The sequence below is a fragment of the Streptomyces sp. NPDC050485 genome (assembly GCF_044458185.1).
Lineage (GTDB): Bacteria > Actinomycetota > Actinomycetes > Streptomycetales > Streptomycetaceae > Streptomyces.
Map to the genome: position 1 here is coordinate 25327 of NZ_JBITHR010000019.1, position 26228 is coordinate 51554.

General features: G+C 68.7%; 23 protein-coding genes and 1 pseudogene. 18 read left to right on the forward strand and 6 right to left on the reverse strand.

Features of this window, described 5'->3' with window-relative positions:
- Positions 1-19: 19 nt before the first annotated feature.
- The 7 genes from ACIBK6_RS30940 to ACIBK6_RS30970 all read left to right on the forward strand — a co-directional run bounded on the left by ACIBK6_RS30940 (position 20) and on the right by ACIBK6_RS30970 (position 10432).
- Positions 20-571 carry a GNAT family N-acetyltransferase gene (locus ACIBK6_RS30940; protein ID WP_399054745.1) on the forward strand — a complete coding sequence of 184 codons (552 nt, stop codon included), beginning with the start codon at positions 20-22 and terminating at the stop codon, positions 569-571.
- Positions 572-1057: 486 nt separating this feature from the next.
- Positions 1058-1921 (forward strand): hypothetical protein, encoded by an 864-nt coding sequence (locus ACIBK6_RS30945; protein WP_399054746.1) that lies wholly within the window; start codon positions 1058-1060, stop codon positions 1919-1921.
- Positions 1922-1998: 77 nt separating this feature from the next.
- A complete protein-coding gene (locus ACIBK6_RS30950; protein ID WP_399054747.1) occupies positions 1999-2754 on the forward strand; it encodes a PIG-L deacetylase family protein in 756 nt (251 codons plus the stop codon).
- A 115-nt stretch (positions 2755-2869) separates the two neighbouring features.
- Complete coding sequence (locus tag ACIBK6_RS30955) at positions 2870-2998, forward strand: hypothetical protein (protein ID WP_399054748.1); 129 nt, start codon at positions 2870-2872, stop codon at positions 2996-2998.
- Between the two features lie 242 nt (positions 2999-3240).
- Positions 3241-6276, forward strand: coding sequence for a TnsA-like heteromeric transposase endonuclease subunit (locus tag ACIBK6_RS30960; protein ID WP_399054749.1), 3036 nt, complete (start codon positions 3241-3243; stop codon positions 6274-6276).
- A complete protein-coding gene (locus tag ACIBK6_RS30965; protein WP_399054751.1) occupies positions 6276-7412 on the forward strand; it encodes a TniB family NTP-binding protein in 1137 nt (378 codons plus the stop codon). The genes ACIBK6_RS30960 and ACIBK6_RS30965 overlap by 1 nt, the downstream gene beginning before the upstream one ends.
- Positions 7409-10432 (forward strand): LysR family transcriptional regulator, encoded by a 3024-nt coding sequence (locus tag ACIBK6_RS30970; protein WP_399054752.1) that lies wholly within the window; start codon positions 7409-7411, stop codon positions 10430-10432. Before ACIBK6_RS30965 ends, ACIBK6_RS30970 begins: the two co-directional genes overlap by 4 nt.
- 164 nt (positions 10433-10596) lie before the next feature.
- On the opposite strand, the gene ACIBK6_RS30975 is transcribed toward ACIBK6_RS30970, so the two are convergent.
- Together ACIBK6_RS30975 and ACIBK6_RS30980 are read right to left on the reverse strand one after the other, a co-directional pair.
- Positions 10597-10824 carry a DUF397 domain-containing protein gene (locus ACIBK6_RS30975; RefSeq protein ID WP_399054753.1) on the reverse strand — a complete coding sequence of 76 codons (228 nt, stop codon included), beginning with the start codon at positions 10822-10824 and terminating at the stop codon, positions 10597-10599.
- Positions 10821-11696 (reverse strand): helix-turn-helix domain-containing protein, encoded by an 876-nt coding sequence (locus tag ACIBK6_RS30980; protein WP_399054754.1) that lies wholly within the window; start codon positions 11694-11696, stop codon positions 10821-10823. Before ACIBK6_RS30980 ends, ACIBK6_RS30975 begins: the two co-directional genes overlap by 4 nt.
- Positions 11697-12016: 320 nt before the next feature.
- On the opposite strand from ACIBK6_RS30980, the gene ACIBK6_RS30985 reads away from it, so the two are divergent.
- Positions 12017-12448, forward strand: coding sequence for an ATP-binding protein (locus tag ACIBK6_RS30985; RefSeq protein WP_399054756.1), 432 nt, complete (start codon positions 12017-12019; stop codon positions 12446-12448).
- A gap of 86 nt (positions 12449-12534) precedes the next feature.
- On the forward strand, positions 12535-14367 hold the full coding sequence (locus tag ACIBK6_RS30990; protein ID WP_399054757.1) for an SUMF1/EgtB/PvdO family nonheme iron enzyme: 1833 nt from the start codon (positions 12535-12537) through the stop codon (positions 14365-14367).
- Here the strand turns inward: ACIBK6_RS30990 and ACIBK6_RS30995 are convergent.
- Positions 14362-14790, reverse strand: coding sequence for an NUDIX domain-containing protein (locus ACIBK6_RS30995; RefSeq protein ID WP_399054758.1), 429 nt, complete (start codon positions 14788-14790; stop codon positions 14362-14364). The genes ACIBK6_RS30990 and ACIBK6_RS30995 overlap by 6 nt on opposite strands.
- Positions 14791-14834: 44 nt before the next feature.
- On the opposite strand from ACIBK6_RS30995, the gene ACIBK6_RS31000 reads away from it, so the two are divergent.
- Together ACIBK6_RS31000 and ACIBK6_RS31005 are read left to right on the forward strand one after the other, a co-directional pair.
- A complete protein-coding gene (locus ACIBK6_RS31000; protein WP_399054759.1) occupies positions 14835-15695 on the forward strand; it encodes an NTP transferase domain-containing protein in 861 nt (286 codons plus the stop codon).
- 41 nt (positions 15696-15736) lie between these two features.
- Positions 15737-16390: pseudogene (locus ACIBK6_RS31005) on the forward strand (radical SAM protein); the annotation flags it as partial.
- A 12-nt stretch (positions 16391-16402) separates the two neighbouring features.
- Here ACIBK6_RS31005 and ACIBK6_RS31010 read toward each other — a convergent pair.
- Positions 16403-16654, reverse strand: coding sequence for a hypothetical protein (locus tag ACIBK6_RS31010; protein ID WP_399054760.1), 252 nt, complete (start codon positions 16652-16654; stop codon positions 16403-16405).
- A 17-nt stretch (positions 16655-16671) separates the two neighbouring features.
- On the opposite strand from ACIBK6_RS31010, the gene ACIBK6_RS31015 reads away from it, so the two are divergent.
- The 6 genes from ACIBK6_RS31015 (at position 16672) to ACIBK6_RS31040 (ending at position 21298) form a co-directional block, all read left to right on the forward strand.
- A complete protein-coding gene (locus ACIBK6_RS31015) occupies positions 16672-16845 on the forward strand; it encodes a hypothetical protein (protein ID WP_399054762.1) in 174 nt (57 codons plus the stop codon).
- A complete protein-coding gene (locus tag ACIBK6_RS31020; protein ID WP_399054764.1) occupies positions 16845-18020 on the forward strand; it encodes a protein-L-isoaspartate O-methyltransferase in 1176 nt (391 codons plus the stop codon). Before ACIBK6_RS31015 ends, ACIBK6_RS31020 begins: the two co-directional genes overlap by 1 nt.
- A gap of 478 nt (positions 18021-18498) precedes the next feature.
- On the forward strand, positions 18499-18921 hold the full coding sequence (locus ACIBK6_RS31025) for a hypothetical protein (protein ID WP_399054765.1): 423 nt from the start codon (positions 18499-18501) through the stop codon (positions 18919-18921).
- Between the two features lie 572 nt (positions 18922-19493).
- Positions 19494-19916 carry a hypothetical protein gene (locus ACIBK6_RS31030; protein WP_399054766.1) on the forward strand — a complete coding sequence of 141 codons (423 nt, stop codon included), beginning with the start codon at positions 19494-19496 and terminating at the stop codon, positions 19914-19916.
- 90 nt (positions 19917-20006) lie between these two features.
- Positions 20007-20654, forward strand: a complete 648-nt coding sequence (locus ACIBK6_RS31035) for a 2'-5' RNA ligase family protein (RefSeq protein WP_399054768.1) — start codon at positions 20007-20009, stop codon at positions 20652-20654.
- An 83-nt stretch (positions 20655-20737) separates the two neighbouring features.
- Complete coding sequence (locus ACIBK6_RS31040; protein WP_399054769.1) at positions 20738-21298, forward strand: 2'-5' RNA ligase family protein; 561 nt, start codon at positions 20738-20740, stop codon at positions 21296-21298.
- 262 nt (positions 21299-21560) lie between these two features.
- On the opposite strand, the gene ACIBK6_RS31045 is transcribed toward ACIBK6_RS31040, so the two are convergent.
- Positions 21561-23120 (reverse strand): hypothetical protein, encoded by a 1560-nt coding sequence (locus ACIBK6_RS31045; RefSeq protein ID WP_399054770.1) that lies wholly within the window; start codon positions 23118-23120, stop codon positions 21561-21563.
- A gap of 390 nt (positions 23121-23510) precedes the next feature.
- A complete protein-coding gene (locus tag ACIBK6_RS31050) occupies positions 23511-25172 on the reverse strand; it encodes a hypothetical protein (RefSeq protein ID WP_399054771.1) in 1662 nt (553 codons plus the stop codon).
- 70 nt (positions 25173-25242) lie between these two features.
- Between ACIBK6_RS31050 and ACIBK6_RS31055 the strand changes: the two genes are divergently transcribed.
- Positions 25243-25371 carry a hypothetical protein gene (locus ACIBK6_RS31055; RefSeq protein WP_399054772.1) on the forward strand — a complete coding sequence of 43 codons (129 nt, stop codon included), beginning with the start codon at positions 25243-25245 and terminating at the stop codon, positions 25369-25371.
- Positions 25372-26228 lie beyond the last annotated feature (857 nt).

Genomic DNA, 26228 nt, shown 5'->3' on the forward strand with positions numbered 1-26228 from the left:
CCCATGAATCGGAGACCACGTGACCGAGACCGGCACCATCAAGCTGCACCGCTACGGCATCGACCAGCTTGAACAGATCCGCCCGACCCTCGTCGCCCTGTACGCCGAGGTGTACGCCGCGGACATCGAGCGGGACCCGTTCTTCTCCGTGGAACGCTTCACCGAGCGCCTCGCCGGTCACGCCTCCCGCCCCAGCTGGGAGGCCGTCGTCGCCTACGACGGCGGCGAAGCCGCCGGCTACGCCTACGCCTCCTGCCTTCCCGAGAAGACCGGCTGGTGGACCCACATGCTCCAACCGCTCACCGAGGTCGAGACCCGCGAGACCGGCCAACGCACCCTGGCTCTCTTCGAGTTGATGGTCCGAGCCCCCTGGCGGAGCTCCGGACTCGCCCAGCGCATCCACGAGAAACTCCTCACCGATCGCGCCGAAGAACGCGTCACACTCCTCGTCGATCCCGAGCATCCCAAGGTCAAGGCACTGTACGAGTCCTGGGGATACCACGACATCGGCGGCCAGCAGCCGTTCCCCGACGCCCCGATCTACGCCACCATGCTGCGCCAGCTGCACTGACGGCGCCCATCGCGTCTCCGTCCACCTCTCTCGACCCTGACCCACGGGGGGCCAGGCATATCGACCTGATCCTGGCCAGCCGCCCCGTCGCCCCCGCGCCGACCGGCAATCACGCTCAGCGCAGTGCCGCCGCCCAGGAGGCGTCCGACCACCTTCCGGCCTACGTGGGCTTTGCCCCCTCCGAGATCGTCGGAGGGATCGCGAATTCTGAAGGTTCAACTGGGGGAACTCGCGGGACGTTGGCCCTGGAGTGCAGGGTTGAGGACCGGAGTTCCGCAACCGGCAGCCTTACCCCACGCCGCACGTACGGCGGCCCGACGGGCCGTCAGGGGCCGGGACCGGATTGGGTCAGAGCCCCCCGCACGACGTACATGATCACGGCCATCCCGACAAGGCACTGCACGTCGGCAAAGACGACGCAGCCGTAGCCCTTTGCCCGCCAGCCGCACCATGCGCGCCGGCGCCTCCAGCCCCAGCACGAACACGATGAAAGGCAACCCTGTGCAGATAACGACCGGTGAACTGTCCGGCGGCGGCCGCCCGTCCGAGGACCGCATCCTCATCAACACAGACTCCACCCTGGTGGTCGTCCTCGACGGCGTCTCCACGCTCACCGATGAAAACCCTCGCGGCGGCTGGTACGCCCAGACCCTCGGCGAGGAGATCCTCGCCTCCCACGAGCGCGCCCAGCACCTCGACCTGCGCACCACGCTCTACGAAGCCCTCACCACGGTGGCCGGCGAACACGACCTGGTCCCGGGAGCCTCACCGGCGGCCACCGTGGCGATGGTGCGGCACCGCCCCCACGACCACATGGTCGACGCGCTCGTACTGTGCGACACACCCGTCGTCGTCGAACACCGCGGCGGCGTCGAAGTGCTGCGCGACGAGCGCCTCGAAACCCTCGTCCGCCTCTCGCCGGACAGGGCGGTGATGTTCGAGCAACTGCACGCCGGGCGCGGGTTCCAGTCCTGCGAGCACCGCCAGGTGGTGCAGCAGCTGCGGGATCACCAGATGCAGCACATCAACGAGCCGGGCGACCCGCTGGCCTACTGGGTGGCCGAGGCAACCCCGCAGGCCGCCCACCAGGCCGTGGTGCGCTCCTGGCCCGTCTCGGACGTCACGCGCATGTGGGTCATGACGGACGGCGCCCTGGCCGGCATCGAGCCCTACGGCCTCTGGTCCTGGGACACGTTCGCCGACGCCTGCACCGCCCTCGCGCCGCAGCAGGTGGTCGAGACCATCGACGTCTACGAGCACACCGAAGATCCGGACGGCATCAAGCACCCCCGCTACAAGGTGAGTGATGACAAGGCGCTGGCCTGCATCGGCTTCGGGACTCAGCGATGAGAGGGCCCCACACCGCCAGGCGGAGCCCCGCACGGGCGGTCTTCCACATGGCCGGTCCCGGGACAACCGTGCTGGCCGTGCACGCTCACCCCGACGACGAGACGTGGGCCACCGGGGCCGCGCTCTCGACGCTCAGCGCGCTCGGCTGCACCGTGCACCTACGCGTGGCCTCTGGCGGAGAGGCCAGCGAGCCCGGCCAGACCGAGGCTGCCGCACGCACCCATCGGGCGGACCGCCTCGCCAGCGCGACCGCAGCACTCGGCGTACATCACTGGGACTGGCTGGACGAGGGGCGTTGGATCGACACCGCCGGCCACCCCTCTCCACGGTCCCTGACCGGCGCACGGGTCGAGGACCTGTCCGACGCCATCGGCCAGCACATAGCCGACGTCAACCCCGACATCGTGCTCACCGTCGGGGCCGACGGACTGACCGGACACCCCGACCACATCCTCATCCACCAGGCGGTGCGGCACGCGACGGCTCACCTCCCCGTTCCCGTAACGGTGTTCGGAGCGCACCTGCTGCACAGCGACATCGCGCGCGGCCATGAACTACTGCGCGCCGAACTGGGCGACATCACCATCGGGTCAGGACGGTGCACCGGGTCCCCAGCCCACACGAGGCTACGCACGCTGACCGCCACCGCTCAGGCGGCCGCGTCACGCCGTACCGCAGTGGACCACTACAGCCAGGGACTCGGTACCGCGCGGCTAGCCGACCTCCTGCGCACCTACCCCGGGCGCGGTGATTCCCTGCTCCTGCGCGGTGTGCATGACGCCATCGGGTGGGGCACTGAGCGATATTGCCTCTACGGCACCACCTTGAGGTGAATCCCCACAGAGCCAACCAGCCCTGGGGCACGGGCGGTTCACTGAGTCTGCCCGTGAAGGAGATCGACGGCCGGTAGCGTGGCGACGAAGTGACCAACTGGCAGGGGGCATTGGCGTGGAGAACTTCTTTTCCCGGGTGGAGAGCCGCGAGCACGCCTGGCCGCCCGGCCGGAAGGACCTGCACTGGCTAATCATTCCGGACCCGGACATCGCCCGCGACCAGCTGTATGCGCCATATCTGTAGGTTCGCATTTCGGGTGTCCCTTTCTCATTGACCGTGGCCCTTGTCCGGCCCAAAGGACACCGCGGTGAGACGAACTCCTGTCCGATCGTTCACTCGTCGTAGTGCTGTCCCGGCCTCGAACTATGCAGCGCCCCTCTCCGACCTGATCGTGGAGACGTCGCTGCTGATCGGGGCCGGGATTTCTGCTACCCGCTCTCGCTGCTCGGGGGTGGGCCATGGCGCGCGTGGTTGGCGAAGTCACGATGAGTCTCCGTCTCCTCGATGGGGCGATCGACGAGGACCTGGTCTGGTCGACGACAGGCGTTGACGTCTTCGAACCCTCGCTGCCGTGGCGTACGTTCCGGTGGCGGGACGGCCAGAAGCACTACTCGGGAACGCACTGGTCTTCCACGATGCGCGACCACGTCGTGTACGAGTCGCGGCTAGAGCTGACGCGCCTGCTCTACGCCGACTTCGACCAGGGCGTGACGGCCGTCTTCGCGCAGCCGTTCCTGCTGACCACCACCGTGGATGACCGTCGGCGCCGGCACGTCCCTGACTTCCTGGTGCTGCGCGAGAAGGGCGTGCCGCTGGTCGTCGATGTCAAGCCGCGCCATCTGCTCACCCGCCCCAAGGTGAACTTCGCCCTCGGATGGGCCCGCGAGGTCGTCCTGTCGCGTGGCTGGGACTTCGAGGTGTGGTCCGAGCCTCCGGAAGCCGAGTTGGCGAACGTGCGCTTCCTCGCGGGCTATCGCCGCGACTGGCTCTTCGACGAGGACCTGCTCGCCGAGATCCGGGCGGCAGACCTGTACGGGGCGTCGCTGGGTGATGCGTTTCGCGCCTTTCCCCGCCACCCGGAGTGGCGGGTGCGGGCCGCTGTACTGCGGCTGTTGTGGTGTCAGCACTTCGTCACGGACCTGACGGAAGTCCTGACCGAGCGCCATGTGCTGCGGCAGGGGCCGGCTTCGGTGATCGGGGCCGGGCGACGCGACCTTCCGCGCCCGGAAGAGACCGATCCCGATGACGAAGAGGGCGCGCAGGTCCATCTGTTCCAGAGGGTACGGAGGGAGGGGCGCATGGGCGGAGCCGCTGTGCGTGTCGGAGTGGGCACGCGGCTGATGTATGACGGGGAAGCCGTTGTGGTGGAGGAGATGTTCGGCTCGGCGGCAGGCAACGAGGTTCTGGTCCGCGACCGCTTGGACCGCCGTTTCCGGCTGTCGCTGCGTGAAGTTCTTGCCTCCGGCCGGGCCTCGGTCATCGCGGCCGGGCCGGGGCCGGCGGCCGACGACGACGCCGAGACGGCATCGGTGTTGTTCGCCCAGCTCACCGATGAGGCGCTTGCCGAGGTCAGGGAGCGTGCGGCCCACATCAACGAGGTTCTTTACGGCTTCCGTTCGGGCAGCGCCGAGTTCCCGGAAGCGGGCGAACCCCGGCCGCAGTACGAGTCCACCGTGCCCAAGCTGCAGCGGTACGAGGCGAAGGCCAGGGAACTGGGCGTGAGTGTGCGCTCCATCAAACGGTGGGTGAGTGCCTTCCAAGCCGACCGGGAGGCAGGTCTCGTGTACGGCGGCCCGGACCGCGGGAGCGGGGACATGGGCGGGCTGGGCCGGGCCGATCCGCGATGGGTGGAGATGGCCTTGGAGATCATGGCCGAGCACGGAGAGGCCAAGGACTCCAAGCCGTCCCGCGGGTCAGTGATCCGCCGTGTCGGCCCCCGCCTGGTGGCCCGGCACGGCAAGGGCGCGGTGAAGTCGCCGTCGAGGGCGACGGCCTACCGGTGGCTCGAGGAACTCGAACGCAGGTTGCCGACGTTCCGCCTGAGCGCCAAGCGCAACCGGGACATCGCTGGCCGGCCTCCGGGTGCGTACGGGAAGCTACGGCCCACGAGGCCGGGCGAGTACCTGCTGATGGACACCACCCGCCTCGACGTCTTCGCGATGGACCCGATCACGCTGAAGTGGGTACAGGCTGAACTCACGGTCACGATGGACTGGTACGACAGGTGTGTGACGGGGATCCGGGTGACGCCGGTGTCCACATCGTCGATCGACGTCGCGGCGGTGATGTTCCAGACCTACCGGCCCCGTCCGGCCGGAAAGGACTGGCCCGCGTTCGCAGTGTGGCCCGACCACGGCATTCCCCGCACCGTGTTCGTCGAGCACGAGGCCCTCGAACCCGAAGAGGAGGAAGAAGGGAAGGCGAAGAAGGTCAAGAAGCGCGGCGTGGCGAGCCCGGCGCTGGTGCCGGAGACCATCGTGGTCGACCACGGCAAGCCCTACATCTCCGAGCACATCACGTCCGTCTGCCAGCGGCTCGGCGTGTCGATCCAACCGGCCCGGCTACGAACGGGCCGGGACAAGGGACCGATCGAACGTTTTTTCAAGACCCTGCGCGAGGGACCGCTTGAGGTGTTGCCGGGCTACAAGGGCCCGGATCTGTTCTCGCGGGGAGAGAACCCGGAGGACCAGGCGTTCTTCTTCCTCCACGAGTTGGAAGCGATCATCCGGGAATGGGTGGCCTGCGTCTACCACCACAGGCCGCACAGGGGTCTCGTGGATGCGTACGCGCCGGGTGTACGCCTGTCTCCGGCGAAGATGTTCGAGCACGGCATCGCCCGGGCCGGCTACATCGAGGTGCCGCGTGATCCGGCGCTCGGCTTCGAGTTCCTGAAGACCGAGTGGAAGCCGATCCACCACTACGGCGTTGAGATGCGCAAGTGCCGCTACAACGGCGACGGCCTGGACGGCTACAGGGGCGAGACCAGCCCGTACACCGGCCCCAAGGCCAAGGGGATGTGGCCCATCCAGGTCGACCCCGACAACATCAACTACGTCTACTTCCGCCGCCCGGACACCCGCAAGTGGCACACCCTGGAATGGGAGCACGCCCCGGCTCAGAAGTTCCCGATCAGCGAGGGCGCCATCGAGATCGCCCGGAAGGTCGCGGGCGAGAAGTACCCCTACCCCGATGACGAGACGGCGGTCGCGGAACTCCTCGAACGCTGGCACCTGGGCCTCGGGCTGACCATGGTCGAGCGGCGGCTGGCCCTGCGTCAGGCCCGTGAACAGTCCGCCTTCGATCTGCCGGACACCGCAGAGAGCGACGTGCGGGCGCTGCCGACCGTCGCCCGGATCCTCACCGCCACCGACGACCAGGACGAGGCCGGAACGGCGGAGCCGGCGGCGGTCGAGGCCGAGCCGTACGAGGGCCCGGTCGCCGGGGATGACGACGAGGACGACGAGCTCGATGGCCCTGACACCGCTGAGGACTTCTACGACGACGCCATGGAGGACGCATAATGCCGCCCGAGACGCCCGAGAACGCCCACTTGGACAACCTGACACTCTCGCGGAAGGAGGGCTTGGGAGCGATGGCCACGGCGCCGCCCCGCAAGCGGCCGGAGCTGCTCACCCGCAAGCAGAAGGCGGACCTGAGCGAGGCGGCGCTGCTGGAGTACGAACACGAGCGGTCGGTGTGGCACGCCAACATCGGGCCGCTCGCCACCCCTCAACTCAAGGCGCTGCAGGAAGACTTGTGGGACATCATCACGAGTAATCAGCAGGATGGCGACAAGGCCAAGGGAGCCATCGCCGTGGACGCGCATCCAGGGCTCGGCAAGACCACCGCGGTCCTGAACTTCGCGCTGAAGTACCACCGGCAGGTGATCGCGCGGGAGGGGGCGTTCACCACCGCCGGGCACGAGCGGTGGCCGGTCTGCCGGGTCGGGCTGACCAGCAATATCGGCATGAAGGAATTCAACCGGTCCTTGCTGGAGTACTACGCGCACCCCGGCCGTAAGACGGGCACCGCCGCGCTGTTCGCGCAGCGCGCCCTGGACTGCGTTTTGGAGTGCGAGACGAGGGTCTTGATCATCGACGACCTGCATTTCCTCAAATGGCAGGACAAAACCGGCACTGAGGTCAGCAACCACTTCAAGTACATCGCGAACGAGTTCCCGGTGACTCTGATCTTCATCGGCGTCGACCTGGCCAACCGCGGCCTGTACTCCGAGGCCCACGCCCGCGGCAACATCACCCTCGCTCAGACGGCCCGCCGTACGACGCCGTTGTCGATGGAGCCCTTCACCGTCAGCAACAACAGGCACCGCATCCAGTGGCGCCAGCTGCTGAAGGGGCTGGAACAGCGGATCGTGCTGTGCGAGGCATACCCCGGCATGCTCGCCGAGGAGCTGACCGACTACCTCTACATCCGCAGCAGTGGGCACATCGGTTCCCTGATGACGCTCATCAACCGAGGCTGCCAGCGCGCCGCCCGCCTGGGCACCGAAGTCCTCGACCAGAAACTCCTCGATCACGTCAAGCTGGACGCGGCGGCGGAGAAGGCACGTAAGGGCCTCGCGGAGAAGTTCGCCCGCGGGACGATGACGACCAAGCCGCGTCCCAGTAGGGCGAAGCCCAAGAAGACGGACGGGTGAGTGGACCCCGTACCCTGCCGCTGCGGCTGGCGCCGTTCGACGGGGAGGCGTTGGACTCCTGGTTCGAGGCGATGTCTGCGCAGCTGAGGGTTCCTCTGGGCGCGTTGCTGGTGGCGCTGGGTCTACGCCAGGAGTACACACCTCCGTCGGGTTGGGCGCCCTGGGTCACGCAGCTGAGGCCGCATCAGGCCGAGCGCATCTCCTTCGTCACCGGCGTCCCACCAGAGGTCCTGCACTCCATGACGCTGCAGCACCTCGATCAGCGAGCCCTCATCGTCCACCGAGACCGCGACCGGCTCCAGATCGGCGGATCATTCATGTGGGGGCCGCGCGGCGGTGGCAGCGGATCACGGTTCTGCCCGGACTGCCTGGGTGACAGCGAAGGCCGCTGGCCCCTGGCCTGGCGGCTCGGCTGGTCCTTTGCCTGCATCACCCACCGTCGGCTACTCGCGGACTTCTGCCCCCAGTGCGACTCACGGCACCGTAAACGCCCGCATCCCAGCCACCTCATCCCACAGCCCGGCCACTGCGATCGCCTCAGCCGTCCACTCGCGTCGACTTCGCGGAGCCGGTGCCTCCACCCGCTGGCCGGCACCGAGACGATGCGCCTCGGTGCCGGGCACCCCGCACTGCTGGCCCAGCAGGCGCTGCTGGATGTGATCGCCACTGGTGTCGGCGCATTCGGCGTCTACGCCCACGATCCGCAATCCGCCGTGGCCGTACTCGCCGACATGAAGGCGATCGCACGTCGGGTCCTGATCCACATGCCCGCGTCGCGCATGGAGCGTCTGGTCCCCGAGGAGCTGGTGGCGGCCCATTTCCGGGCCCGGGAGCACAACAGCTCCTTGACGGACTCCCAGCGCCGGGCGCCCGTGGATCCCGGCCGGGCGGCCCCGGCCTACGCGGCGACCGCCGCCGCGGGAGCGGTCGCCGCCTGGCGCATCCTCGGACAGGCCGACTGCCGCCGCGCCGCCCCCTTCATGCGGGAACTCCACGGCGCGATCGTGGACCGCGGCCAGTGGACCAGCCCCACGGTGACCAGGAACTGGGCCCGCCACAACAGCCCTCTGCTCGAGGCGGTCCACCTGAAGAGCATCGCGCCGACGATGTGGCCCAACTCTGCCCTGCGCTACCGCACCGCGCTGCCGACCCCGTCGCTGCCCACCACCACGCCCGTACAACTGACCGCCCGGGCCCGGAAGATCCCCGGCATCATCTGGCCCCTGTGGGCCGTACGCCTCAACCCCGTCCCGCAGGTTCGCGAGAACCTCGCCGCCGCGCTCTCGGCCGGCCTCATGCTGGTGAACAGCCGGCTCGAGCTCCCCGACGCGGTCAAGAAGGTCGGCGACCTCATCAACCAGCCCGTTCTGACGCACGTGCTCCAGGCGCTCCGCGACGATCCTCACTACGAGGGCATCCAGCTTGCCCTGATCCGGCTCGCCGGGTATCTCGACACGCACGCGGTGCCGATCGACTACGGCCGGCGGCGGCGCCTCAACTACGCCTCGCTGTTGCCCGAGAGCGAGTGGATCGCCCTGTGCCGCCGCACTCTGACCGAGCCCGGAGCCGGCACGCGCTACCAGGTCGCCCGTAACCACCTCTTCGAGAAGATCAGCGGACTGCCCCACCCTCGAATGCCCGACCCACCGCCTGACCGGCAAAGCCTGCGCAACAGCCGCGTTCGGTTCCCCTACGTCCTGACCCCGGAGATGTCCGCCGGGCTCGACCAGCTCGGCAGCGCGTTCCTGGAACATCACGGGATCGACGACGAACCTCTGACCTGGGAACCGCCCGCCGAACTGCTCGACGGCCTTGACCTGCCCCGTGCAGACCCCGGCACCATCGACCTTGCCGATCTCCACCGCCGTGTCCGTGCCGAACACACCAGCAGCCGCATCGCGGACGATCTGGGAACAGATCTGCGCACACTGCGCTACATCCTCGCCCGGAACCCCGCCCCGGCGCTGAAGCCGACCGCCCATGGCATGGAACGCGGTCTCAAAGGGCTCCATGCCGCCCGGCAAATGATCTCCAAGGAACGGCTCGAACAGCTCTACGTACAGCAAGACATGCCCTTCCTCGCGATCCAGCACCAAACGGGCCTTAACCGAAAGGCGCTGGCCGCGCTCGCTGATGAGTACGGCATCCCACGGCGCACTCACCGCCCGCGCGGAACCCAAAGCCGGGCATGGCTCCACGAGCAGTACGTCGTTCAGCGCCGCACGCTGAACGACATCGGCCAGGAGATCGGCATGAGCGGGACCAGCGTCGGCGCCCGCGTACGCGAGTTCGGCATCCCGACGCGGTACAACCGGCAGCCGAGGGTCCCGCAGCAGGAGTTCGCGACGGCACCGCCGGTGCTGCGGCCATCCCTGGGCAACTCCTATGCGATCCGGCGGCTGCGGGTGTTCATCCAGGTTGTCCGCTACCCCACCCTCTCTGAAGCGTGCCGGACGCACGGCATGGAGCCACCGACCCTCACCGTGCAGCTCCAACGCCTGGAAGAGGACTTCGGCGGTCCGCTGCTCATCCGGGCGGGGCGCGGTCGCCAGACGGAACTCACGGAACTGGGCCACAGGGTCGTCCAAGCCGTCGAGCAGTGGGCCCACACCCTGGCCGACCAGCCTCGGGAGACCTGGGACCGAGCGACGGTACGCCGCCCGCACAAGAAGAAGCGCAAACCCCGCCGGCGCCCGGCCGATGCCCCAGGCACCGACGCGTTCCCGGCCCTTCTGCAGCCTGCCGTGCGGACATTCGGCGGGCGCCGACGACTCCGAAGGTTCTTGCAGGCCGTGGAGTACCCGTCGCTTTCGGCCTATGCCCGCGCGGTCGGGAGGTCGCCGTCGTCGATCAGCGTGCAGCTGCAGCACCTGGAACATGACCTCTTGGAGGAGCTCCTGATTCGTGGTCAGCGCGGGCACCGGATGCGCCTGACGGACTTCGGCCAGGAGGTCGTGGACGCCGCCCGTCCACTTGCGGGTCTACTCGATGACCCCCGGCGCGTTGCCGGGCCGACCTGAGCGCACCCATGCGGCAGACGGGGCCTGGGCGCACCGCCGTGTCCCCTGCCTCGCGGCGAGGAGTAGCGACAGGGCCGAGGTGGGTACGTCTGAACGGCAAGGGCCGCATCCCCCCGCTGCCGGCTGGGGGATGCGGCCCTTTTCGGTCTTGGCTTGGCCCTGTCTTACAGGGAGCCGTCAATCATGCCCTTGCGGAGGGCTGACCATTCGGAGGCGGTGAAGCACAGGGCGGGGCGGGAGGGGTTCTTGGAGTCCCGCACGGCGATGCCGCCGCCGGGCAGGTCGGTGATCTCCACGCACTGGCCCTCGCCGGCGCTGTAGGGGGACTTGCGCCAGTCGGCGCCGGTCAGGTCGTATGCGTACAGGTCGGCCTTGGCCGTGTTGTCGTTCACGGGGTACTTCCTTCGCTCATTTTCAACCGGTTGATACGGGCCAGTGAGTCGCTCACCGGCAGGGCCGCCGCGACGATCTGGCCGAACGCGTCGTCGTACAGCTTCACGTCGTCGGTGCCCTCGACATAGCTGGTGCCCTTGAGGTTCTCGAACTGCACGACCGTGGGCATCGGAGCCGGGAAGGAGACCAGGTCGAAAGCGCCCGCCCCGCCCGGGTGCGGGGTGGCGTCCAGCGGCATGACCTGGATGGTGATGCCGGGCACCTCGGAGGCATCGAGCAGGCGCTGGAGCTGGTCGCGCATGATGTGCGGGCGGTCGGAGAAGCGGCGGTACAGGACCGCTTCGTCGATGACGGCCCAGAGCTTCAGCGGGCGTTCGGGCCGAGAGAGGACGGCCTGGCGGGCCAGGCGGACCTCGGCGAGAGCGGTGACCTCCTCGGGGGTACGGGTGATCGCGTTCGCGGCGATCGTCTCGCGCGCGTACGCGGCGGTCTGCAGCAGGCCGGGGATGAGCAGGGGGGCGTAGATGCGCACCGACTCGGCGTCCGACTCCAGCGAGATGTAGTCGGAGTAGGCTGGGGAGACGACCCCGTTGTAGGTCTGCCACCAGCCGGTCTTGGAGGCGTCCTTGGCCAGCCCCTCCAGCGCGGTGACCACTTCGGGGTCTGTGACCCCGTACTCCTTGAGCAGTCCGCCGATCGCCTGGGCGCGGATGTGCGCCTTGGCGTTCTCGATCCGGGAGAGCTTGCTGGAATCCCAGCTCATCGCCGCCGCGGCGGCGTCCAGGCTCATCCCCGCATCGCTTCGCAGGCGCCGCAGCAGGCTGCCGAGACGGCGTCTGCGTACCGTGGGAACCAGAGGAACGGTAGGCATGGTGTGGGGTGTGCCTTCCTGTGAGTGTCCGGGCGGGCGGTTGGGTACCGCCTGCCCCCTGCCGGGTGTCCGTGCTCCGGCCGCGGGTGCAACTCCCTTTCATCCGGGCGCTGGTGAGCGCCTTACGGGGGCAGTCTGACGCCATCCGGGGGTGCAAGTCGATGGAACAAACTTTCTTCTTTTGGGGATTTCAACCCCAACATTGCAGAGCCGTGCCCCACGGGTGCATTCTGCCGGGACAGGAAAGTGACGGTTCGTCAATCCTTGATCACTCACTGACGTCCGGTCACGCATGTCCGCTCCGGCCAAAGGCCCCCCACATGACGACCACCACGAACGCCGTGCACGCCGCGGCGACCGGCCGCCCCGCCTACACCGAGACGATGCCGTGCGAGCCGGCCAGTGCCCGCAAGGCCCGCATACTCGTCGCGCTGGCCCTGTCCGCGTGGGATCTGGACGCGCTCGTCGAGGACGGCAAGGTGATCGTCTCCGAGTTCGTCGCCAACTCCTGCGAGCACACCGACTGCCGCAACCTGCGGGTCACCGTCATCCGCCTCGCCCCCACCTGCGTACGGATCGCTGTCATCGACAAATCCGTGAAGCTGCCCGCCCGGCGCACCGCCTCGGCCGACGAGGAGAACGGGCGCGGCCTGGCCGTCGTCGCCGCCCTCGCCACCGACAGCGGCACGGACACCTTCACCTGGGGCAAACGCGCCTGGGCCGAGCTGACCGAGGCCGCAGAAGACCGGTAGACGCCCGCACCACCACACCGCCCGTCCCACTCCGGGGCGGGCGGAGCCCGGCCGCCGCCGGGCCCCTTTTCAACGGGAGGTACCGCGTGCACACCCCGACCAACCTCACCACCGACCTGGCCGACTTCGACCGGCCGGGATCGCCGCGCCCCAAGCCGGGCAGGGTCCCGCTCGACGGCACGATCGCATCCGTCGTCGCGCGGATGGACCGCCTGGCCGAGCAGAGCGGGGGCCCGGCCGTGGCACCGGTGCTGGCCCTGGGCACCTTCGAGCGCGTCGGCTCGAACTGGCTGTGTGACTCGCTGCGAGAGGCGATGCCGCAGCACAACGAGCCCTTCCGCCAGCAGCTCGGCCGCGAACACCCGCTCTCGCCCAGCGACCGCATCCCGCCGAGCCTCGCGGGATGCGGCCTCGGCGGCCTGGGCCTGCACCACCTGCTGTGCGCGCTCAGCGACCTGCACGCCGCCGACGGCTTACCCCGCCACCTGGTCAAGGAGACCAACCTCTTCTTCGCCACCGACACCGTCCTTGGACTGCTGCCCCGTTCCCCAGCCCTCGTCCTGACCCGGGCCCCGCTGGGCATCGCGTCCTCCTTCACCCGCGGCCGGCTCTGGGAGCGATGGCACTACGGCGAGCGGTACCGGCAGGTCGCCGCCACCGCCCGCGCACCACGCTGGCGCGGCGAGTTCGCCGGGCTCCTCGACCTGGACGATCCCCACTGGGCAACCGCACTGGGACGACTGATCACCGTGAACGCCCTCCTCCTGGCCCGCGCCCTGAGCGGGCAGGGGGCAGGAGAGCGGCCCCATCTGGTCATTTCTTACGAACGGCGCGTCGCCGAGCGCACCCGTACGCAGACCGAACTCGCCCGCTTCCTCGGCATCACCCTGCCAGAGGCCGAGGCCGTGGCCCGGACCGGCGTCGACGCCGCTGTAGCGGACACCACGTTCGCCACCACCACGGACAAGGACGCGCTGGTCGCCGAACTCGACGCGACAACCGCCCAGTTGGTCACCGAGGCGGTCACGGCGACCCTGCACCGGGCCCGCCGGGCGCTGGACCCCGCCGTCACGGCGACAGCGGCCCCCTGGCTCGCCAGCGACGATCTGTACGAGGTACACCAACCCACTTCCCGGCCATCGCGCCACCCCAGGCCCGTCCGGCAGGAGGCGGACCGTGCGGGGGTGCCCCGGCCCGCGTACACGCCGGTGAGCGGGGCATGGTGGCGCAACCTGCTGGTCACCAACGAGGAGATGGCCGAGCTGCTGACCCTGCTGCACGCCGGCGGCGCACCCAACTCCCGCCTGGGCACCCGCCTTCTGGTGTGCCCCATGCCCCACGAGCGCGGCGGGCGCCTCCATTACGAGCCGTCCACGCGGCGGTGGCGGGTCAGCCCCGGCTACGAGGCGCACCCCGCGTACTGGGTCACCTGGATCGGGGCGGCCCTCATGGCCGCCTGGCACGGCGCCCGCCTGCCCACCCGCGCCGAAGCCCTCACCGCCACCCGCGGAGTGACGGCGTACAACAGCGACTACCGCGTGGGCGACTGCTGTCCGGTCGCCGAACCCGGGCTCGGCGACCACGAGATCCACCACCGCATCGGCAACGTACAGATCTGGTGCGGCGACGGACCCGACCAGCCCGGAGCACAGCCGGTGCAGCGGTACTTGTTCGGCGCCGCCTGGAACACACCTGGCACACCAGAGGCGGCGACCGCCGTGCGCTCCCGCTACCTGATGGGCTCCTCGCGGGGCGTCGGCATCCGCCTCGTACGCGACCCCGGCACAACGGACGCAGCCGGGCTCGGGGCGTGGGAGCTGGCGCACCGCCTCAACCAGTGGGCCGACGCCGCCGATCGCGGCGACCAGCCCACACCAGGCGGCCTCGACCGTCTCTTGCTCAGCGCGCTGGGCTCATAGACCGATCGCGGTCTTGGGCCCCATGTACGAGCCAGCGCCCGGGAAGTTGTCCCGGGCGAGCTTCACGAACAGATCGCTGAACCCCAGCTTCACCAGCTCCTCCAGGGCCACGAACTCGACGCTTCGGATCGGCCTCGTGTCCGCACCCTCCTTGACCGCCCCCAGCTGCCCACCGACACGGCGGGCCTCGAAGGTGATGTGAGTGACGTGAGCCTTCTGGTTGTCGCACAGGTACAGCAGCCGGCCCACCTCTACCTCGACGCCGGTCTCCTCGATCATCTCTCTGACCAGGGCCTGTTCAAGACTCTCCCCGTCCTCGACCTTGCCCCCGGGAAGGGACCAGGACCGGGAGGAGTCCGTGTCCTGGTCCAGCAGCAGGATCTTGTCGTCCTCGATGACGATGCCCGTCACGCGTACATGCATCCGCCGACGCTACCGCCCTCAGCACCGTCCCGAAGGGAACACCGATGACAAAGCCGTCCACCCCCGCCGCGGCCCCGGTGGTGATCGCCGCAGGCGGACTCGGCACCCGCGTGGGGAACTGGTCACCGTATCTACCCAAGGAACTTCGCCCGGTCGGGGGACGGCCGGGCCTCGCGCACATTGTGGACGAAGCAGCCGCCCTCGGCAGCACGCGCGCGGTCGTGGTCCACCACCCCTACTACACACCCCTGATCGACTGGACCCGCCAGGTCCTCGCCCCCGGAGCCCTGGCCCGCTACCACGCGCTCGCCGCGCAGCCGCCCGGCCAGTCCCCGCCCGCCGAACGTCTGCGCCTCGACTTCGTCGCCCAGCACGGCCGGTACGCGGATGTCACCTCCGTGCTCAACGGAGCCGAACATCTGCGCACCAAGGAGCTGTACGTGGTCTTCGCCGACAACGTTGACCCCACGCACACCGCGCTGTCCGCGCTGGCCACGGACAGCGCCCCGGGCACGCCGGCGGTCCTAGCCGCCCCCTTCAACCCGGCCGCCGCGGGCCACCACGGCGTCATCGTCTGCACCGGCACCGGCCCTGTGCAGACGATGACCGCTCTCATTGAGAAGCCCAGCCCAGCACACGCGGCCCGCCTTCAGGCCGAGTACGGCGTCGCCCGTCTCCGGCTCCTCCACGGACGCCTGCGCGTGACACCCGGGCTGCTGCACTACCTCGACCACGCCGCGCGGGAGGCGGCCGGGGAGCCGAAACTCTCCCTGCTGCTGGCCGCCTACGCGCGCGTCCACCGCGTTCAGGTCGTCACCAGCAGCCGTCCCCTGACCGACCTCGGAGCGCCCGACCCCCATCAGGCCGTCCTTTCCGGCTCCGGCGCGTCCACCGAGCGGTGGTAGACGACACGGGCCAGGCCCGGTGGAGAGGGGAAAGCAGGCCCATGACGAGCCTCGCCGGGCCTGTGCCCGCGCCTCAGAGCCGATGGCCATCCGTGCGTGCACGGCATACGGAAGTGCCGGGACGGCGGGCGCCCGCCGGACGGCGCGCGGTTCTCCAGGCGCCGAAAGATCTGCCGGCCTCCTTCTGCGAAGAGCGGGGCTGGTCCACCGTGGAACACAACCGAAGGGAACGGCTCGTGACGATCGCACCCGAAACCCCGAAGACGACAACCCCCGTCATCCCCAGCTTCCTTGAGCTGGAAATCACCCGCCGCTGCCAGCTCACCTGCGCCTCGCACTGCTACGCCGAAGCCGGCCCGACCCAGGGACACGGCACCCTGAGCGTCGCCGACTGGAAGCGAGTCATCAGCGAGGCCGCAGCCCTCGGCGTCAAGACCATCCAGATCATCGGAGGCGAAGCCACACTCCACCCCGACTTCGTCGAGATCGCGGAACATGTTCTCGCCGAACGACTCGGGCTTCAGGTCTACTCCAACCTCTACCGCGTCCGCCTCGAACACTGGACGCTCTTCGCCCGACCCGGCGTCACCCTGGCGACGTCGTACTACGCGGACACCGACGAGGGACACGACCAAGTAACTGGACGCACCGGCTCCCACGCCGCGACCCGCGCGAACATCATCGAAGCACTCCGGCGCGGCATCCGCCTACGGGTAGGGATCGTTGACGTCCTCGACGGTCAGCGCGTCGAAGAGGCCCGCGTAGAGCTGGCGGAGCTCGGCATCACCGAGGTGCACATCGACCGGGTCCGAGGCGTCGGCAACGCCGCCAAGGGCGCCGGGCTGCCGTCCACATCCGAGCTGTGCGGCCGGTGCGCCACCAACATCGCCGCGGTCCTTTCGGACGGCACCGTGACCCCCTGCGTACTGGGCCGGTTCCTCCCGGCCGGACAGGTCCAAGCCTTCCGCTGGAGCGGGTGTTCACCTCACCACGGTGGCAGCAGATCGCCGCGAGCATCCCAGCCAGCCGCAACGACCCGTGCGCCCCGGACTGCGGCCCCAACGACGACACCTGCAAGGGCGGCGGAACCTGCGACCCCGCCTCCGACGATGTCATCCCGAGCCCCGCGGGCCGAAAGGACTTCCCCTGATGAACTGGGAACCAGCCGCGCGACGGCTCGCCGCCACCAGCATGATCCGGCCCGAATCACGCTGGTACGAGCCGCTGGCCACCACGCCGAGGCACCTGTTCGTGCCCCGGTGGTGGACCAGGACCACCACCAGCGACAGCAAGGAGGTGTGGGAACTGCGCGACGGCGCGAGCGACACCGACGCGTGGCTGCGGGACGTCTACTCCGACACCACGCTCGTCACCCGCGTCGGCACCCTCCACGCCGACCACGCCGAGGTGGGCCAGAGCCTCGCCCGGGGAAGGGACCGGCGTTCCACCTCGTCCTCCACGCTGCCCGCGCTGGTGTTGATGATGTACCGGGCGGCGTGGATCACTGACACCTCCCGGCTACTGGTGACCTGCGGCAGTGGCTACGGCACCGCCCTGGCCTGTGCCCGGCTCGGCGCCGAGCAGGTCACGAGCGTGGACATCGACCCGTATCTGGTGCAGGCGGCACGGAAGCGGCTGGCCGAGGCCGGCCACCACCCGCGCGTCGAAGTCTGCGACCTGACCGGCGACCTGCCCGAGGGCCGCCACGACCGGATCATCTCCACCGTGGCCGTGCCCGCCGTGCCCGTCTCGTGGCTGGAGGCGCTCGCCCCCGGCGGCCGGCTGGTGACCACGATCGCCGACACCGGACTGGTCATCGTCGCGGACAAGACCTCCGACGGCGGCGCCAAAGGGTACGTCGCTTCGGAGGCGGCCGGGTTCATGTCCGTACGCCACGGCGAGGACTACGACGACACGTTCCCCGAGAACCCTCCCGTGTGGCAGGCCGCTCAGAACGCCGAGGGCGAGTCCGTCACCACCAGCCGCTACCCGCTGATGTACGTACCAGACACCTGGGACGTACGCTCCACCCTCGAACTCCGGGTGCCCGGCATCGACCACCGCCAGCACACCGCGGACGACGGCACCCGCACCATCTACATGCTCCACGCGGACGGCTCCTGGGCCCGCGCCACGGCCGCCGGACGCAGAGACTCCCCGACCGTGCACCAGAGCGGGCCCCGGCGGCTGTGGGACGACCTGGACCGCATCCGCACCTGGCTCGCCGTGGACGGCGACCTCCCCATCCGCGGCGCCACGGTGACCATCGCCCCCGACGGGACCGCCACGTTCTCACGCAAGGGCTGGTCGGCCACCCTCACCTGAGCATTCAGCGCACGGTCATGCCGGGGGGTCCGCGCACACCGCGGATGTTATCTAGTGCTGTCAAGCGTTCCTACAGGTCAACGGGTTGAAGCTATGTGAGGCACGTTAGGCACGCATGAGCGGCTCCGCTGTGGGCGGCAACGGCAGAGCCCTGACAGTGAGGCGGCAGAGTCCTTGTCAGTAGGGGCCCCGAATCGAAGGTGCGCACAGTCGGTGTCGTCGGAGGTGCCCGGCACCTCGGCGTCGACCGTGTGAAACACCGGTGCCGTCCGGCTTGTCTGGTGGACGGCGGGCCCAGGATTGTGAGGCTCCAGCCTGAGCGAACACTTCCAGCCGTTGTGGTGGTGCAGGACGGGAACCGCAGCGGCCCTGCCTCGTCCGCTGCTAGCGTCCACGTGGTCTTGATCTTGATCTTGGGCTGTTCCACCGGAGCCGCCACCACAGGCCAGGCCGCCTACACAAAATGGGGAGCGACATCATGCCCGAAACCGAGCCGACGCCCGTCATCCAGTTCTACGGGAGGAACGGGGAGACCGACTACGAGGGCGAATTCTACCTGACCCCCGGTCTGCACGACTTCGCGTACAACTCGATGCCGAACGACGTCGCTTATTCCTTCCAGGTGCAGCGTCCGCAGCCCGGCTACACCATCACCATCTACAACAACGGCAAAGGATCCGAAGACGAGTCGTGGGCCTCTTACAAGCTGACCGGCCCGTTCCCCACGGACCCGAACCCGTTCCTGATGGACTCGACCCCGCTCCTGAAGGTCGACGCGGCATACGGGGTCCCGATCGGCGCGGAGATCGCTCCCGGCGTACGCGCGAACGGCCACAGGGACAGCAGCCAGCTGGCCGGCAAGGTCAGCAGCGTCCGCGTCACCAAGGACGCCACCAGCTGAACACCAACGCTGGCATTATCTAGACCTCCCAGCACTCCATGCAGGTCAGCCAGAGCGATCCGGTGTCAGACACTTCCGGCAACCGGCGGCTCTGAGGCCGAGCTGGAGCAGCAGCAGGGAGGCCCGGGGAGTGGCATCGTCGCGCCCCTGTCCGCGACTGGACAGGGGTGCCCGATTTGCGACCTCAGTTCGGTCGAACCGAGGCCCCCAACTTCGTTTCGTGCGAAATGAAGTTGAGGGAGGCCATAAGGCGTACGCGCCTGACGACCCCTCGGATACCTAAGGCACATACGAAAACGACCCCATGGCCGACATGCCTGACTACGAATCTGCACCCGAGATAACTGACCCCGTAAATCCACGAGGGCCCCGGGTGGCGCGTACGGGGTGGGATGTACGCGGGCCCGGGGCCCTTGGGGTGGTGGACGGCAGGGGGATTGCCATCCACCACCGGTCTATCACACGACTTTGGCCCGGTGAGGCGGTTCTGGCAGGTCAGCGCAAGCTCGCAGAAACCAGAGGCACAGCTCGCGGCGAAGGCGTTGTCAGTGGCGTGCGGCATGGTGGGCGCCATGAGTACGCGGACGACGAGCGACAGCACCGAAGCAGAGCGGCAGATTCCAGCCCGGCTCTCCGGTACGGGACCCGGCTGGCACTACCTGCTGCAGCGCCTGCACCAGGACCTTTTCGATCTCGCGCCGGACTACCAACTCGACTCCCTCGCCAGCCGCTTCGGCGGGCTCCGCATCCACCTCGCCGACCGCTTCGACGAGGACGGTGAGTTCGACGGTGACTTCGCAGACCGCGCCGGCGCCCTCGTCGACGCCGCTGAAGCCGCCTCCGAGACGACCTGCGAGATGTGCGGCCAACCGGGCCGCCCTCGCTTCCACGGAGACCAGACCCGCACCTGGATCGTCACCGTCTGCGAGACCTGCCACGCCCGGCCGTACGCCGAGCCGTCGGCTCCTCTCCCGGACCCGCTGGCCCGTCCGTAGCGACGCATACAGGCAGACCGATGACCGACTCAGCGCCAACTCGCTTGATCCTGAACGCTGTTCGCGTCCAGTTCGGTACGTTGGCCAGCTATGAAGCCGTTCACGTTCCAGCAGGGCAAAGACGTGTGGGAAGAAGGCAGAGCTCCGTCCCTCGCCCACGCCTACGTCCCCGTAGATCTCGGGCGTAACCCCGAACTTGCCGACCTCGTGCACAGCGTTCGCGCCGCGACCAAGGACGACCCGCTCACCCACGTCGGGAACGAGTGGCTCCACATCACGCTCTACCAGTTGAGTTCCAAGCCGGCCGCCGAAGTCACGGTGGCCGAACGGCAGGCCCTGACAACCGAACTCACCCGCCAGATGCAGGACATTGCACCCTTCACCATCACCGTGGGGAGCACCCTCGCGTACGGAACCGGTCTCATTTTTGATCTTGGGCCCGACGAGCCGTTGAACGAACTGCGAACGGCCGCGACCCGCGCATTCGAGGTCGTATTCGGCACCGAAGCCACCGAGTACGAGACCGGGATCTTGCACCTGACAGAGTCGTACGCCACGGCCGAAGTGGACCTGGATCATTACCACCAGATCCACCGCCGGGTACGCCGGGTTCGCCCAAGCCACGCGCCCCTGCGGATCGACACCGTGGCGCTCGTCGATGTCGTCGCCAACGACGCCGAGAAGACCATTACTTGGGAAACCCTGACGACGATCCCGCTCGCCGGCGCCTCGACCTAGACCGAGGCATCCCTCGACCGAGCCTGAAGGGCCAAGATCGTGAGACAGAATGCCGGGCCATACGAATGAGACATCGCGAGAACATGCAGGTCGTCACGACGGAACGGGACATTCCAATTGCGGACCTACAATATCGCACGCTCGCCGAGCAGCCCGGTCTGTACCCGGTGCAGCCGCAGTGGATGCACATGACGGTGCTGCACTCCGGTCCGCAGGACAGTGCGACCGGCGCCGAGGTCGACCAGCTGGTGGCCGAGGTCACCAAACGGGCCGCCGATATCGCGCCGTTCGAGGTGACTTTGTCACGGCCGGACATCGGGACCGTGGCGATCGAATCCAAGGGATATCCGGGCGCCCCACACAGGGCTCTGTGGGAGATGACGTGGCAGGCGCAGCAAGCCGTGGTCGGTGACCGGTGGCCGCTGATCCCCAAGGCAGCCTATCCGCACCTGTCCCACGCCTACGCCGGCGGCGAAGCCCATCTGGCCGACCGAACCAGGCTCAAGGTGTTGTTGTCCGACGCGCCTGGCCGGGAGGTGACGGTGCCGGTCACCACTCTCACCCTGGTCGCGGAATGGCATGACCGCCGCGAGATCATGTGGGACGTGCTGGCCGAAGTGCCCCTCGGAGGAAGCCAGTCGTGAGCACCCTCTAGGCCGAGACGTTGACCAGCCAAGCCGGGCCGGACGCATCATGCGCACCGGGATGGCGCCTCGTTGATCAGGGAGACAACGGATGCGCGGCCCTGTGCACTGTCTGACGCCTGAATTTTGCTGCCTCTGAAGAGGTCACACGTCTGTGGCCAGGGGTGTTATACGTCGTAGCCGGGTGTGACGCTACTCAGAAGTGGGGGGGGGGGGGGGGGGGGGGGGGGGCGCCCCCCCCCCCCCGCCCCCCCCCCACTTCTCAGGGCTGCGGCAGTGCGTGCGTCAGCGCGGTGATCAGGCCGTGATGGGCCGCCTCGGCTCCCCCTGGAGCGCATCCCGTGCAGAAGGTGTGGCCGCTGCGAGTGACGACCAACCCCCAGGCTTGAGCTGCGTGGACGCTGTCTCCGTGACTCTCCGGTGCGTGCACGATGATGCCTTCGACCGGCTGGGAGAAGGCGGCGCCTGCGATCCGGTCGGCCAGCTGGGCGGAAGAGGTGAACTGCCAGTTGTTTCCGTCGGTATACGGGCTGCCGAGGCCCTGGCTCGGCAGCCGCTCCAGCAGCGCTGACGTGCCGGAGTGGTCCTCCAGCGTGAGCGTGATCGCCCACAGCCGTGCCGCGTCCTGCTCCGCAGGCGACCACAGAGGGTCGAACATGTCGTGGGCGTCGTCCAGGTCGTGCTCGACCTGGTAGCGCGTAGCGGCAGAGTCCACGAGCTGTCCGCTCTGTTCGACAATCAGAGCCTGCTGCTCCGCCCGGGCCTTCTTCCGCGTCATGTAATCCAGTTGCTGTGGGCGCAGCAGGATGACGGCTTCTGCCGGTTCCTCCTCCTCCTCCTCCTCCTCCACGTCGCCGGAGTTGTCGCAGTGGCGCCGCCATGCGGCCTCCCGCTCGACGATGCCGGTCGCCAGGTCGGCCAGCGCCGCACGCTCCGTCTCATCCGCGCCGAAAGGCGGCGGGTCTTCGCGGGCAGGAAGCCCGCAGGCCAGGGCATCGACCACCCAGCCAGGAGGTGATGGCGGCCTCGGCCCGAGATCGGTGAATGGCGTGAACCAGGCCTCGGGGCGAAGGTCATCGCCGTCGTGAATGCCATTGGTGGAGGGCGGCAGGCTGTAGGTCGCCTCCGGGGCGTAGGCGATCAACGCCGGACTGTTCCAGGCGATGGCCCTCAGTGCCCTACCGATCCGGAGGTCCGCAGTATGTGGTGACCAGTCTTCGCCAAGCCCTACGGATTCCGCAGCCTCGGATTCGTCCATGTCGTCTATCAGCTCGGGAGCCGCGGTCACCGCGAGAGCGAGCGCCACGGTCGAGGCGTGGCAGACCGGGGCGAATTCAGTATCGGCTCGAAGCTGCTGGGCCACCTGCTCAAGAATCCCGGCGAACCGCAGTCGCCAGGCGGCGTCCATCCCGTCGCACACCCGCGGCAGCCGCAGAAGCACACCGTCCCGCTCGTCGGCGTAGTAGGCGTAGGGCTGGTCTCCGAGGTGCACGGCGTCCGTGTACAGATCCCACGCCATCTGCTGGGCCGTCACCGACGCCAGTGCCCGCAGGTCCGCGCCGAGCGCCGGTCCCAGTTCAGGGCCCTCTGCCGGCCTCTGCGGGTGGGCGCACTCGCGTGCCAGGCGATCGTCCCTCGCCCAGCCGCCGACCTTCGCCAGGACGTCCAGCACCAACTCCCGCACGGGGCGAGCGGCATTCACCTCTCGGACCAGATTCGCCGCGAGCCCCCGCACCGCGTCCTCATCGAGGTAGGAGCGCAGGGCCCACGATTCGCTGATGTGCAGTGCGGCCGCCACCACCCGGGCCTGGCGGCGTAGCACGTGACCGGCCTGCCCGGGAACAAGGTCGACCCCACGTTGGCGACACTCGTCTTCCAAGAGGCCAGCCAGGCGCTGAACACGGGACACACTGGGAGTCACGTCGGCACTCTATCTGTGCTGCGGCGGCATTTCCGGCCAGGCTCGGGAAGCCGGCGGCGTTCTTCAGGTGCTGTCGCGAGGGCGACGTGGCGCGCCTCGGCTCCGGCGCTTCAGACGACCGGTTCCAGCCCCATGGCCCGGATGAAAGTCCGGTAGCGGACGATGTCCCCCCCCAGGCCGGGCTGTTGTCCGAACACCGAAGGCAGGCCAAGAACACGCGCCCCTCGCTGCTCGGCACCAGCCCGCTCCTTGTGCGGCGGGGGGCTACACGGGACACGGTCACCAGAGGCGCTAGCGCTCCCGTTCTCGCTGCTGCAGGAGGCGGACGATGTCCTGCCGTAGAAGCGGCGCGCCAGCGGGCCCCTTGACGAACTCCATGATCGTAATGTCCTCGTGTGTGCACTGCCCGTCGCTGTGCACGCGGGGGTTCATGCAGTGCGAGCGGCTGTGCTCCTGGACGGTCCATCGGTGCTTGTAGTGCACCGCGGCGTGGGCGGAGGCGTCGCCGGGCTGCGCCTGCTCGGCGACGCGGCGGCCGAGGATGGTCACCAGTCGCACCGTTCCGTCGTCGGTGATGCCGCGCCGCCGGTCGGCCCGTACCTTGGTCGGCTTGCGGGGCAGTGTCCGGGACTCGGTGACGGGTTTACCCACGGCCTCCTGGGTGATCAGGTCCCAGCAGGCGATCAGGAGCCGTGCCCCGTACTCCGGCTCACAGTCCGGGGCTTGGTCGAAGACGCGTCCGGCCGTCAGGACGAACTCGTCCGAGGACTCCAGTGGCGGGGCCGGGGCGTCGCCCCAGTACCCGTCGTCCATCGCCTGGTGGTAGAGCGTCAGCCACCAGTGCTCCCCGGAAGGGAAGGTGATGGGCAGGCGGGACTGCGTCTTCTCGTCGAACTTGTTCCAGCCGGTGTTGGGTGAGTCGGGGGACCAGCGGCCCCAGGAAACCGCGACGAGGTCCCTGATGCTGGAAGGTGTGAGCTGGGGAGCAGACCGGCTGCCCCTGCTGCGGGGCGCCGGTGTGCGTGGCAGCCGGAGCGGGATCGGCTCGGCGAACACCAGCAGGCCGTACGGTGCTGGGACCCGATGGGCCGCCAAGGGTGTGGACCGGGCACGCATGGCCTTCTTGACCGCTACGGTGCACATGTCCGTATCGACGAAGTACAGCCACGACTGCGTTAGCCGGTCCGCCTGCTGGTCGCACAGGATGCTGCTGGCCACATCCCAACTGCCGACGTCCGGGCTCAGAGCGAGGCTACCGTCCTCGAGGAAGTTCGCGGTGAGGCGGCGCGTCGCCGGTTCCGTGGCGAAGGCGATCTGCTTGCGCCGGATGTCGGGCAGCAGCCGCGGATCCGGCGGCCAGGACGGCCTTGGCGTCTCCGCCTCGGAAGCAGTACGCCCCTCCAGCCACGCCAGGGTGGAGGCGTCCGGTTCGGGCGGGTCGAGACTGCGAAGCCACGCGGCACTGGGCTCACCGCGAGTCGCGGTGACACCAGCGAGGAGCATCAGCCATGCGGGGATGTGGTCGGTCCGATCCTGGTCCAGAATTAGGGAGCCCCCGGGGGCGTCCGGGTGGCCGGCCACATCGGCGTAGGCCACGACCAGGTCCGCTGCCGCGGCTCCTGCGTGGCGCTCCACCCAGCCGACCGCGCGCAGCGCCGCTTCCCCGGGCGGGGTGAGCGATCCGATTCCCATCATCCAATTCGTCAGCAGCCACATCGGCTGCCGGTACGCCACCAAGTTGGCGACCTCGTCGTCATGCGGGCGCAACGCATGCAGATGCTCCGAGACCCACTGCCGATCCACAGCCCCGCCGAGGGCAGCGACCGCGTCGACCAGCTCGACACACAGGCCCGCTAGCCGGTCCAGCGAGAATACGGCGTCCGGGTGCGCATGTTCGCTCACTACCTCACGCCCGGGCAGTGCGGCGTTGCGCCGGGCCATGGCGCGAGTCATGGCCTCCTGTAACTGCGCGATCGGCACCGGCGGTCCGTCTGCAGTGATGCCCTCCTCAGCGAGGTAAGGCATGAGCTCCGCCACGATCTCCTCGGCGCTCGTGCCACTGCCCGGGCCGACCCCCACGCCCGGAGAGCGCTTCCTCCTGCTCGCCTTCCCCATCAGCGCCGCCCCCGCCGGTAGATCCGTCCAGCCGTAGCCAGCCGTACCCAAATCCACCACCGACCAGGGCGCCGATCCGCGCCCGGCCAGTGACCTGAGAAGACACACGCAGTCACGGCGATCGAAGACTCCAATTTGCGCTTGGGGTGCTGCTAAACCCCTAAGCAGGCGGTTGGGACAGCGAGTTGGCCATAAGCGATCCAACACCGAAGCAGCCCAGCGACACCAGTGCAGGCTTCTGCACTGATGAACAAGGTCCCAGGTCAGCGAAGACAGCACCAGCACGCAGCTCCCCTTTCGAGTGACCTCCTCCCGAAGTCCGTCTTCATCTGCAATTCTTGTGCTAGGCCACGGTGTTCTGGGCCATCGAGCAGACAGTCACCCCCGGTCACTACAGTCAGGATCCCGTCGTCGATCACGTTGATCCGTCGCTCGTGCCGTACGGGCTTGGCTCCCAGGCCGAACACCACGGTCGTGGAGCTGTCAGCCGGCTTTGATGGCGTGTACTTCAACCAGACGATGAAAAGGCCCAAGTCACGGGCTGCCGTCGTCCAGTCCCGCCCGGTCGCCAGGCACCACCGGAAGTAGAAGGCCGCCCCGCCAGCGTGCGACTTCGTCGTCAGCTCGGCCCGGCTCCGGCCGAGGCGAAGGAATCGAAGCCACTGATCGGCGATGGGGACGACCCGAAGGTCACCGTCGACGACGGTCCAGTACCGCCGCCCTGAAGGCAGGTCCACAGGGAATGCCCGCATGTACAACTCCGTGATTTGGCGGTCAGTGCAACAACCCGCCACAGAGCCACACTCCTTGAGAACGAGTCTCAGAGGCACAACGAACCCCCCTCGTACCACGGCACACCACACCTGCTGAGGCCCCAGAGAACGGGACGCGCCA

What these genes read in the sequence shown, in the direction of transcription:
- ACIBK6_RS30980 (WP_399054754.1), bottom strand. Translation starts at nt 11,696, where the DNA reads ATGCCTACCGTTCCTCTGGTTCCCACGGTACGCAGACGCCGTCTCGGC.
- ACIBK6_RS30995 (WP_399054758.1), bottom strand. Translation starts at nt 14,790, where the DNA reads ATGCATGTACGCGTGACGGGCATCGTCATCGAGGACGACAAGATCCTG.
- ACIBK6_RS31030 (WP_399054766.1), top strand. Translation starts at nt 19,494, where the DNA reads ATGAGTACGCGGACGACGAGCGACAGCACCGAAGCAGAGCGGCAGATT.
- ACIBK6_RS31040 (WP_399054769.1), top strand. Translation starts at nt 20,738, where the DNA reads ATGCAGGTCGTCACGACGGAACGGGACATTCCAATTGCGGACCTACAA.
- ACIBK6_RS30965 (WP_399054751.1), top strand. Translation starts at nt 6,276, where the DNA reads ATGCCGCCCGAGACGCCCGAGAACGCCCACTTGGACAACCTGACACTC.
- ACIBK6_RS31000 (WP_399054759.1), top strand. Translation starts at nt 14,835, where the DNA reads ATGACAAAGCCGTCCACCCCCGCCGCGGCCCCGGTGGTGATCGCCGCA.
- ACIBK6_RS31035 (WP_399054768.1), top strand. Translation starts at nt 20,007, where the DNA reads ATGAAGCCGTTCACGTTCCAGCAGGGCAAAGACGTGTGGGAAGAAGGC.
- ACIBK6_RS31020 (WP_399054764.1), top strand. Translation starts at nt 16,845, where the DNA reads ATGAACTGGGAACCAGCCGCGCGACGGCTCGCCGCCACCAGCATGATC.
- ACIBK6_RS31025 (WP_399054765.1), top strand. Translation starts at nt 18,499, where the DNA reads ATGCCCGAAACCGAGCCGACGCCCGTCATCCAGTTCTACGGGAGGAAC.
- ACIBK6_RS31055 (WP_399054772.1), top strand. Translation starts at nt 25,243, where the DNA reads ATGAGCTCCGCCACGATCTCCTCGGCGCTCGTGCCACTGCCCGGGCCG.
- ACIBK6_RS31050 (WP_399054771.1), bottom strand. Translation starts at nt 25,172, where the DNA reads ATGACTCGCGCCATGGCCCGGCGCAACGCCGCACTGCCCGGGCGTGAG.
- ACIBK6_RS30945 (WP_399054746.1), top strand. Translation starts at nt 1,058, where the DNA reads ATGAAAGGCAACCCTGTGCAGATAACGACCGGTGAACTGTCCGGCGGC.
- ACIBK6_RS30960 (WP_399054749.1), top strand. Translation starts at nt 3,241, where the DNA reads ATGAGTCTCCGTCTCCTCGATGGGGCGATCGACGAGGACCTGGTCTGG.
- ACIBK6_RS30985 (WP_399054756.1), top strand. Translation starts at nt 12,017, where the DNA reads ATGACGACCACCACGAACGCCGTGCACGCCGCGGCGACCGGCCGCCCC.